Annotated in this window: 8 protein-coding genes; 4 read left to right on the top strand and 4 right to left on the bottom strand. The window is 74.3% G+C overall.

What is annotated here, in order from left to right; translation table 11 throughout:
* Nucleotides 1–483: 483 nt before the first annotated feature.
* The 4 genes from AB0F04_RS37055 to AB0F04_RS37040 are packed head-to-tail and all read left to right on the top strand — an operon-like array spanning nt 484 to nt 3,857.
* Nucleotides 484–1,293 (top strand): alpha/beta fold hydrolase, encoded by an 810-nt coding sequence (locus tag AB0F04_RS37055; RefSeq protein ID WP_362050603.1) that lies wholly within the window; start codon nt 484–486, stop codon nt 1,291–1,293.
* A 31-nt stretch (nt 1,294–1,324) separates the two neighbouring features.
* On the top strand, nt 1,325–2,008 hold the full coding sequence (locus AB0F04_RS37050) for a Crp/Fnr family transcriptional regulator (RefSeq protein WP_362050600.1): 684 nt from the start codon (nt 1,325–1,327) through the stop codon (nt 2,006–2,008).
* Between the two features lie 41 nt (nt 2,009–2,049).
* Nucleotides 2,050–2,310: an acyl carrier protein gene (locus AB0F04_RS37045; protein ID WP_362050597.1), complete on the top strand. Its 261-nt coding sequence runs from the start codon at nt 2,050–2,052 to the stop codon at nt 2,308–2,310.
* Nucleotides 2,307–3,857 carry a D-alanine--poly(phosphoribitol) ligase gene (locus tag AB0F04_RS37040; RefSeq protein WP_362050594.1) on the top strand — a complete coding sequence of 517 codons (1,551 nt, stop codon included), beginning with the start codon at nt 2,307–2,309 and terminating at the stop codon, nt 3,855–3,857. The genes AB0F04_RS37045 and AB0F04_RS37040 overlap by 4 nt, the downstream gene beginning before the upstream one ends.
* 55 nt (nt 3,858–3,912) lie before the next feature.
* On the opposite strand, the gene AB0F04_RS37035 is transcribed toward AB0F04_RS37040, so the two are convergent.
* From AB0F04_RS37035 to AB0F04_RS37020, 4 genes are read right to left on the bottom strand one after another with little or no spacing between them, the layout of a single operon-like run.
* Nucleotides 3,913–5,676, bottom strand: a complete 1,764-nt coding sequence (locus AB0F04_RS37035) for an ABC transporter ATP-binding protein (RefSeq protein WP_362050591.1) — start codon at nt 5,674–5,676, stop codon at nt 3,913–3,915.
* Entirely contained in the window at nt 5,673–6,545 is an 873-nt protein-coding gene (locus tag AB0F04_RS37030; protein WP_362050588.1) for an ABC transporter permease, read from the bottom strand. Before AB0F04_RS37030 ends, AB0F04_RS37035 begins: the two co-directional genes overlap by 4 nt.
* The gene (locus tag AB0F04_RS37025) at nt 6,542–7,507 is read right to left on the bottom strand and encodes an ABC transporter permease (protein WP_362050585.1); all 966 of its coding nucleotides are present in this window, start codon (nt 7,505–7,507) and stop codon (nt 6,542–6,544) included. Before AB0F04_RS37025 ends, AB0F04_RS37030 begins: the two co-directional genes overlap by 4 nt.
* Entirely contained in the window at nt 7,504–9,036 is a 1,533-nt protein-coding gene (locus AB0F04_RS37020) for an ABC transporter substrate-binding protein (RefSeq protein WP_362050582.1), read from the bottom strand. Before AB0F04_RS37020 ends, AB0F04_RS37025 begins: the two co-directional genes overlap by 4 nt.
* Between the last annotated feature and the right edge of the window lie 141 nt (nt 9,037–9,177).

The following is a 9,177-nucleotide window of genomic DNA, read 5'->3' as shown; positions in this document are numbered from 1 at the left end:
GAGCCCGCGTCATCTCCCCGGCCGGATCGGCGCGCCGCGACCGCTGGGTCGTGTCCGCAAACTCCTGTCGTCCGCCCGGAGGGCGGGCCCCGCGGCGTCATGGGGGTCCCCCTGCTCGAAGAGCTCGGGGGGAGCGTGCCAGGCGTCGCGGGGCAGGCGGGACTTCGCGGACACGACCCAGGGCACCGGGGGGAGACCACACCGGCGGACCGGAGACGCGGCGCGGGCTTCCCGCGAGCGGAGGGGACGCGGGAAACCCGTGCCGGACGCCGCGGCTCGGCCGGGGACCGGCACCAGCCGCGGCTCGGGCACGGCCGGGACAGGTCGGCCCGGCCAGTGGCCGGCTTCCTGCGGCTCGCCGAGCTGCAGGTGATGGCCAGTGGCCGGCTTCCTGCGGCTCGCCGAGCTGCAGGTGATCGAGGTGGAGGCGGCAGACCCCCGGCACGGCCGGGACCGCTGCCGCACGAGCGACAAGGAGACGATGTGTCCGGCTCTTGGACGACTGTCAGGACCGCCGGCCGGGACGAGGGCGGAGCCACGGCGGGCCTGCGCCTGTTCTGCTTCGCCCACGCGGGCGGCGGAAGCGCCTTCTTCCACCCGTGGCGGCGGGCGCTGGGGCCGGACGTCGAAGTGCGCTCCGTCGTGCTGCCCGGCCGCGAGCGCCGTGCCCGGGAAACCCCCCACACCCGGATGGGCCCGCTGGTCGACGGCCTCGTCGCGGAACTGGCGCCCCAACTCTCGGTGCCCTACGTGCTGTTCGGGCACAGCCTCGGCTCCATCGTCGCCTACGAGACCGCTCGGGCCCTGCTCGAACGGGGCTTGAGGGCGCCTTCGGCGCTGCTCGTGTCCGGACGGCGCGGCCCCTTCGTCGCCGACCACCGGCGGCCCGTGCACGACCTGCCCGAGGACGAATTCCTCACCGAGATGTCCCGCCTCGGCGGCACCCCGCCCGAACTGCTGAGCAAGCGGGAACTGCTGCGGCACTTCCTGCCGCCGCTGCGCGCCGACCACGAGATCAACGAGACGTACCGGCCGGATCCGCTGCCGGGGCCGGCCCTGACCTGCCCGGTCTTCGCTTTCACCGGTGCCGCCGACCCCCTGGCCGACCCGCACGCGGTGGCCGGCTGGCGGGAGGTGACCAGCGGGGACTTCCGGCTGCGTGTCTTCCCCGGCGACCACTTCTATCTCAAGGGGGCGCCGGAGGACGTGACGACCGCGCTGCGGGAGGCGCTGGCGGCCGTGCAGCAGGCCTCAAGTGTTCTTCGACGCCCGGTTCATACAGTCGCTACGTGATTGTCACGCTCCGACTGAGCCGGGAGACCAGATGAACCTGCTGGATGTCACCGCACCGTCCGGATTCCATGTACGGCTGCGTGACTTCCTGCGTGACCAGTCGCAGCACACCACCACGGCGACGGTCAGACGGAACGAGAGCGCCTACAGCTGCGGCGGCCAGGACCGCAACGTGTACTTCCTGGAGAGCGGCCAGATCAAGACCGTCATGTTCTCCCGTTCCGGCAAGGAGTGCCTGCTGCGCATCCACACGCCCGGGGAGATCTTCGGCGAGCTGTGCTCCCTCGGCGGCATCCGCGAGGAGTCGGCCATCGCCATGCGCGACAGCGTCGTGCACCGCATGTCCTACGAGCACTTCCTGTCCTCGATCACCGCGGCCGGGTTCGTCGACGACTTCATCAACCACCTCTCCCGCCGCCTGGCCGAACAGCAGCAGTCGATCACCCATCTGGTGACCGTCGACAGCGAGCAGCGCCTCGGCGAGATCCTGCTGGACCTGGCCCGCAAACTCGGCCGGGGCGACGGGCGGCGGCCGCACATCGCGGGGCGCATCACCCACGAGGAACTGGCCGGCATGGTCGGCACCACCCGCTCGCGCGTCGGGTATTTCCTCAAGGGCTTCCGCGACCGGGGTCTGGTCGACGTCACCCCCGGGTCCCACCTGATCATCGACCAGCGCCGGCTCAGCGCCTATCTGGAGAGCCGCTGCGTCTGACCCGCCTCTCCACCCGACGACCCTCACGAGGTGACGCCCCCATGTGGGACCAGAAGTTCGAGACTCTGCTCAGGGACCGGCTGCCCGGCCTCGACGCCGACGCCCCGCTCACCGAGGACCTGCCGCTCGCGGCCTTCGGCCTCGACTCGATGGCGACGGTCGGTCTGATCATGGCCATCGAGGAGAGCTACGGCACCCCGCTTCCCGACGACGCCGTACAGCCCGCCCACTTCACCACTCCCGGCACGGTCTGGAAGCTCGTCGGCTCGCTCGCACCGAGCGCCGAGGGCACCGGCCGATGAGCAGCACGAAGCTGCTGCACCACTGGTTCCTCGACGGACTGGCCCGCAACCCCGAGGGCACCGCGCTGCGCATCAACGACCGCCGGTGGACCTACGCGGAAGCCGACCGCACCGCGCGTTCCTGGGCCGCCGCACTGCACGGCGGGCCGCGTGCGCCGCGCCGGGTCGGGGTGCTCGCGGCGAAGAGCGAGGAGAGTCTGCTCGGCTTCCTGGCCGCGCTGTACGCGGGCTGCACGGCCGTGCCGCTCAACCCGGAGTACCCGCTCGACCGCAACCGCGACATCGCGGCGGCCGCCCGGCTCGACGCCCTGATCGTGGACCGGGCGGGCGCCGCCCAGCTCGACGCCGTCGCCGCCGCCGCGCCGCCGGTGGTCACGCTGGCGCCGCGGCGCGAGGAGTGGACCGGGACGCCGCCGGACACCGCCGTGGTGGTCCCGGACCCGGCCGGGGACCGGCCGCCCGCTCAGGGGCCCGACTCGCTGGCGTACATCCTCTTCACGTCGGGCTCCACGGGCCGCCCCAAGGGCGTGCCGATCCGGCACGGCAACGTGTCCGCCTTCCTGTCCGCGTCCCTGCCGCGCTACGACTTCGGGCCGGAGGACGTCTTCGGGCAGGTGTACGAACTCACCTTCGATCTGTCGATGTTCGAGATCTGGTGCGCCTGGTCGAGCGGGGCCTGTCTGACCGTCCTCAACCGGCTGCAGGCGCTCAACCCGGCCCGCTACATCCGCGATCACGGCATCACGGTGTGGACCTCGACGCCCAGCCTGGTCGCCGCGCTGCGCACCCGCGGCCTGCTCGCCGCGGGCACCCTGCCCTCGGTGCGCCACACCGTCTTCTGCGGTGAGCCGCTGCCCGAGGAGAGCGCCGCGTACTGGAGCGCGGCGGCGCCCGGCACCGCCATCGACAACCTCTACGGCCCCACCGAGCTGACCATCGCCTGCACCGCGTACCGCTGGTCGGCGGCCGCCGGTTCGGGCACCGTACCCATCGGGGAGCCGAACGCCGGTCTGCGCCATGTCCTGCTCGAGGACGGCCTGGTCGGCTCCGACACCGGTGAACTGTGCGTCACCGGGCCGCAGATGTTCGACGGCTACCTCGACCCCGCGAACGACGCGGACCGCTTCCTCACGCACGAGGGGCTGCGCTGGTACCGCACGGGCGACCGGGTACGCCGGGCCGCCGACGGCACGCTGGTGCACCTCGGGCGTGGCGACGGACAGGTCAAGATCCACGGCTACCGGGTGGAGCTGTCCGAGGTGGAGGAGGCCCTGCGCGCGTGTGCTCCGGGCGCCGAGGCCGTGGTGCTCACGGTGCCCGAAGCGGCCGGGCCCGTCCTCGCCGCCTTCCTCATCGGGGACGACACCGACGGCCTGACCACCCGGACGGCTCAGGATTTGGCCCGTCGGCTGCCGCCGTACATGCTGCCCGCCCACCTGTGGGCGCTGTCGGATCCGCCGCTGAACGCCAACGGCAAGACGGACCGGCTGCGGCTGCGCGAGGAGGCGGAACGCCGTCTGGCCGGCGATCTCGCCGGGACGTCCTGACCTGCCTCGCACCGGAGTGTTCGTCGCCCGGCGGTGTTCTGACCGCCGGGCGCTCTCATGTCCCCTCCACCACCGCCACGGCCGGCCGGCCCGACGCCGGCGCCCGGTGCGCGCGGCCCGCCAGCTCGCCCTGCACCGAGGGCACGGCGTCCAGCAGCGCACGGGTCCGCCGGTGCCGCGGCGCGGTGAACACCTCGGCGACGGGCCCCTCCTCGCACACCCTGCCCTCGTCGAGCACGAGGACCCTGTCCGCCATCCGGGCGATCACGCCCAGGTCATGGCTGATCAGCAGGAGCCCCAGGCCCAGCCGTGTTCTGAGCCCGTCGAGCAGGGCGAGGATGTCGGCCTGGATCCGGACATCGAGGCTCGAGGTGACCTCGTCGCACAGCAGCAGCCGCGGCTCGGCGGCCAGTGCCCGTGCGAGGGCCACCCGCTGGCGCTGGCCGCCCGACAGGGTGCGCGGCAGCCGGCCGGCCCACTGCGGATCGAGCCCCACCAGGTGGAGCAGCCGCTCGGTCTCCTCGGCCGCGGCCCGGCGGTCGAGTCCGCGCAGGACGCGCAGGGGCCTGGCGACCGTCGCCCCCACCGTGCGCCGCGGATTGAGCGAGCCGTTCGCGTCCTGCGCCACGAGCTGCACGAGGCGGCGCTGGCCGAGGGTGCGGCCACGCAGCGGCCCGGGGACCGCGGCGCCCGCCAGTTCGATCACACCGGCGTCGGGAGTGTGGTGGCCCGTGACGCAGCGCGCCAGGGTCGTCTTGCCCGTCCCGGAACCGCCGAGCAGCGCCACGCACTCGCCCGGATCGATGTGGAACGACACGTCCTGGGAGGTCACCACCTGTCGGCTGCCCCGCCCGTGTCCGGCGCGCAGCCCGCTCACCCTCAGCACGGGCACGGGCACGGGCACGGCCTCGGCAGCGCCGTCGGCCGGCGCCACCGGGCGGTCCGTCGCCGCCGGGCGGCGGTCCGCCGCCTCGCCGATGTCCGGTACCGCGCGCAGCAGTTCACGGGTGTACGCGGCGCGGGGGCGGCCCAGCACCGAGGCGACCGGCCCTTCCTCCACGACGCGGCCGGCCCGCAGGACCGCGAGGCGGTCGGTCAGGCGGGCCGCCGCGGGCAGGTCGTGGGTGATGAACAGCAGGGTCAGCTCGCGTTCGGCGGCCAGCCGGGCCACCTCGTCCAGGACGAGGCGCTGGGTGAGCACGTCGAGGCCGGTCGTCGGCTCGTCCAGGACGAGGACGTCGGGTTCGGCGGCGAGCACCCGGCCGAGGGCGAGGCGCTGTTGCTGCCCGCCGGACAGCTCGTGCGGGAAGCGACGCAGGAAGCCGGGGTCGTCGGGCAGTCCCACGCCGCGCAGGGTGCGGGCGATGTGCCGGGGGGTACGGGCCGCGGCGAGTTCCGAGACCAGGGCGCCGACCCGCATCGTGGGGGTCAGCGCGGCGGCGGGGTCCTGCGGCAGATACCCCACGGTCTCCCGCCGCAGCCGGCGCAGTTCCCGGCCGCGCAGGGCGAGCGGGTCCCGGCCGGCCACGCGTATCGCGCCGGCCGCGGCCCGAAGTCCGGGGCGCAGCGCGCCGAGCAGGGCGAGCGCGAGGGTGGTCTTGCCCGATCCCGACTCACCCACGACACCGATGCGTTGGCCGGCCCGCACGGTCAGGTGCAGGTCGTCCAGGACGGGCCGCCCCTGGGGGTCGGCCACGGTCAGGCCGGTGACGGAGATCAGCTCCGGTGCGGTGGGCGGCGCGCCGGGCGCCCGCCCGGGGCGGGACTGCCGGGGCGCGGGGGCGGCCGGGGCCCCGTGGGCGTCGAAGAGTGCGCTCATGGCACGAACCTCGCGATCGCCCGGTCCAGGGCGAGGTTGACGGAGACGGTGAGCACGGCGAGCCCCAGGGCCGGTGCCGCCACGCCCCAGGGCGCCAGCGTCACGCCCTCCATGTTCTCGCTGATCATGGCGCCCCAGTTGGGGCTGTCCGGGCCGAAGCCGAGGAAGCCCGCGGCGGCGGTGAGCGAGATGGCGATGGCGAGGCGGGTGCCGGCATCGGCCAGGACGGGCCGCACGATGTTGGGCAGGATCTCGCGGGCCATCACGGCCACGGGCCCGTCGCCGAGCGCGACGGCCTGGTCGACGTATCCGGCGTGCACGACCTGTGCCGTGGCGGCCCGGGCGACGCGGGAGACGAAGGGCACGCCGGTGACGGCGACCGCGGTGACCAGCGTGAGCGTGCGGTAGCCCCAGCCGTGCATCAGTACCAGCAGGACGAGGACCGGCGGCAGCGCGAGCAGCAGGGTGTCGAGGCGGGAGAGCAGTGCGTCGACGCGCCCGCCGAGATAGCCGGCGAGCACTCCGGTCGCGGTGCCCAGGAGGGTGGTGACGGCCGTGGCGAGGAGGGGGACGAGAACCAGCGGGCGGCCTCCGGCGAGGAAGCGGGACCACACGTCACGGCCGTCGCCGTCCGAGCCGAGCGGCAGGCCGGCGCCGGGGTCGTAGGGCGTGGCGGTGATACGGGCCGGGTCGTGCGGGGCGAGCCACGGCCCGACCAGGGCGAACAGGACGACGACGGCGACGGGCAGCAGCCACGGCAGCGCCGTGCGAAAGCTGCGCCGGGGGGTCGCGGCGTCGTGGTCCCGGGCCCGGGCGCCGGGCGCCGGCGGTGTCGACGGCGATGTCGTCGCCGGGGTCGGGGCGGTCATGTCACCGTCCTCCGGCGCGGGTCGGCTGCCATCGCCAGCAGGTCGGCCAGGAGCAGGCCGCCGACCACCGCGGCGGCCATGAGCAGTCCGATGCCTTCCAGGACGGCCGCGTCGTGGTGCTGCACGGCGCCCACCAGTTCCCGTGACAGGCCCGGGTAGTTGAAGACCTGCTCGACCACGGCCGTACCGCCGACGAGGGTTCCGGCGAGCCAGCCGAAGACCTGTGCGCACGGTCCCGCCGCGGTCGGCAGCAGATGCCGCAGCACCACGCGGGCCGGGGGCAGTCCGGCGAGGCGGGCCGCTTCGACGTGCGGGGCGGCCGCCGCGTCCACGACGGCGGCGCGGACCATGCGGCTGGCCCAGGCGGCGGAGAACAGCGTCAGCGCGGCCACCGGGAGCACCAGCGCCTCCGGGTGGGCGATCAGCGGTTCGCCGAACGGCACCAGGGAGACGGCGGGGAGCACACCGAGCCAGGAGGAGAAGACCAGCGTCAGGATGCCCGCCGTGACGAACTGGGGCACCGAGACCAGGGCCACTGCACAGCCGGAGAGCAGCCGGTCCAGCAGTCCGCCCGGCCGCAGCCCCGCCGCGAGCCCGATCGCGAGCGCCAGGACGACCGTGAGCAGGGCGCACACCCCGGCGAGCAGCAGCGTGTCGGCCAGCGGCCCCGCGATGATCTCGGCGACCGGACGGCGGTCCACCAGGCTGTGTCCCAGGTCGCCGGTGACCGCCGCCCCGATCCAGTCGCCGTAGCGCACGAGCAGAGGCCGGTCCAGGCCGAGTTCGCTGTGCAGACGGGCGATGTCGGCCGCCGAGGCGGAGCCGCCGAGGGCGGCCGCGGCGGCGTCGCCGGGCAGCACCTCGGCGGCGGCGAACAGCACGAACGAGCCTGCCAGCAAGGTGGCCAGGGCGCCGCAGAGCCGCCGGGTGACGGGGACCGCGAGCCGCGCGAGGGACGTCACGCGGCCCTCGCCCGGGTGAAGACCGGGGTGGACTGGCTGGACCACACCCCCGACAGTCCGGGTACGCAGGCGTCCAGCTGCTCCTGGAATCCCCACAGCAGGTCGCCGCCGGAGGCGAACAGGTCGCGCTGGACGGCGGCGAAGGCGGCCTCGCGCCTGCTGTCGTCGACCGTGGCCTGGGCGTCGCCCAGCCGCTTCCAGTGCCGCTCGCCGAGGCCGGTGACGTTGAAGAACGCGCCTTCGGTCGTGGTGGCGGACAGGTGCACGGCGGCGGGCCGGTTGGCGTAGTAGAAGGTCTGGAACGGGATGTCGGACAGGCCCTTGAGGTCGGCGTAGTACGTGTCGGCGGGCACCTGCCGCACGTCCAGGTCCACGCCGGCCTCCTTGAGCTGCTGGCCGAGCAGCTTGGCCGCGGTGACGAAGCCGGGCACGGTGTCGGCGGCGCGCAGCGTCAGGGAGTCGACCTTGGCGCGGGCGAACAGCCGCTTCGCCTCGGCGACATCGCGCTCCCGGGTGCCGCCCGCGTAGCCGGGCAGGCCCTTGCCGACCAGGTCCTCGCCGGTGCTGCCGAGGCCGAGCAGCACCTTGCGCACCAGCGCGGTACGGTCCGCGGCCAGCCGCACCGCGCGCCGCACGTCGGGGTTGTCGAAGGGGGCGAGGTGCTGGTTCATGGCGAAGGACAGGGCGTTGGAGTTGGCCGTGTCGCCACGCCGCAGCCGTATCGCCCGGTTGGCCCGCTCGGCCTTGGCGCCCGTGGCGGAGATCCCTGAGGCGTAGTCGATCTGGCCGCTTTTGAGGGCGGCGAGGCGGGCGGCGGGGTCGGCGATGAGGGCGAGTTCGATCCGGTGGAAGTGCGAGGTGCCGTCCCAGTACCTGTCGTTGACGGCCAGTCGCAGGTTCTTCCCGTCGTGCTCCTCGAGCCGGTAGGGGCCGGAGCCGACGCCCTTGGCGAAGTCCTTCTCACCCGTGCCCTCGGGGAACACCGGGGAGAACACCGCGAGGATGCCTTCCCTGAAGTCGCCGCGGGGGCGTTTGAGTCCCACCTTCAGGGTGTGCGCGTCGACGGCCTTGAGCCGGTCCAGGTCCAGGTCGGCGAAGTTGTTGGCGCGGGTGGACGGCGGGCTGGCCAGGGTGCGCAGCGAGTAGGCGACGTCCGCGGCCCGCACCGGTGAGCCGTCGTGGAACACCGCGCGCCGGCGGATGCGGACGGTCCACTCGGTGGCGTCCCGGTTGGGCTCGACGGACTCGGCCAGTCCCGCTTCGTAGCGGCTGCCCCTCAGGTACATCAGCTGGTCGTACAGGTGGTACAGGGCGATGTAGCTGGCGCCGAACCCGGCGTGCCGGGGGTCGAGGCCGATGCTGCCGGTGGCGTCCGACGCCCCGACCCGCAACAGGTTCCCGGCTGCGGCCGACGTGGTCCCGCTGCTCTCGGTGGCGCAGGCGGACAGGGCGGTGGCGCCCGCGGCGGCCGTGGCGGCAGCGCTCCACTGCAGGAAGCGGCGCCGCTCGACGCCGTTGGCCTGTTTCATGGCAGAAGGCTCCTCAGACTCATGGAGAGGTACGGCGGCACCTGCCGTGCGCACGCGCGTGACTGCTGGAGGGGAGCGGCCAGGCGCGCGGGACTGCGCACGTCGGCCACGCCCCTCCGCTCGGCTGGTGCGCGGCGGGCC

Origin of the sequence: Streptomyces sp. NPDC029041 (assembly GCF_040637515.1) — a bacterium.
In the GTDB taxonomy this organism is placed as follows: Bacteria; Actinomycetota; Actinomycetes; order Streptomycetales; family Streptomycetaceae; genus Streptomyces.
Note: the sequence above shows the minus strand (reverse complement) of the source record. Positions and strands in the feature narration are given on the sequence as shown.

Coding starts and splice junctions, on each gene's coding strand:
- AB0F04_RS37045 (WP_362050597.1), top strand. CDS start 2,050: ATGTGGGACCAGAAGTTCGAGACTCTGCTCAGGGACCGGCTGCCCGGC.
- AB0F04_RS37020 (WP_362050582.1), bottom strand. CDS start 9,036: ATGAAACAGGCCAACGGCGTCGAGCGGCGCCGCTTCCTGCAGTGGAGC.
- AB0F04_RS37030 (WP_362050588.1), bottom strand. CDS start 6,545: ATGACCGCCCCGACCCCGGCGACGACATCGCCGTCGACACCGCCGGCG.
- AB0F04_RS37035 (WP_362050591.1), bottom strand. CDS start 5,676: ATGAGCGCACTCTTCGACGCCCACGGGGCCCCGGCCGCCCCCGCGCCC.
- AB0F04_RS37040 (WP_362050594.1), top strand. CDS start 2,307: ATGAGCAGCACGAAGCTGCTGCACCACTGGTTCCTCGACGGACTGGCC.
- AB0F04_RS37050 (WP_362050600.1), top strand. CDS start 1,325: ATGAACCTGCTGGATGTCACCGCACCGTCCGGATTCCATGTACGGCTG.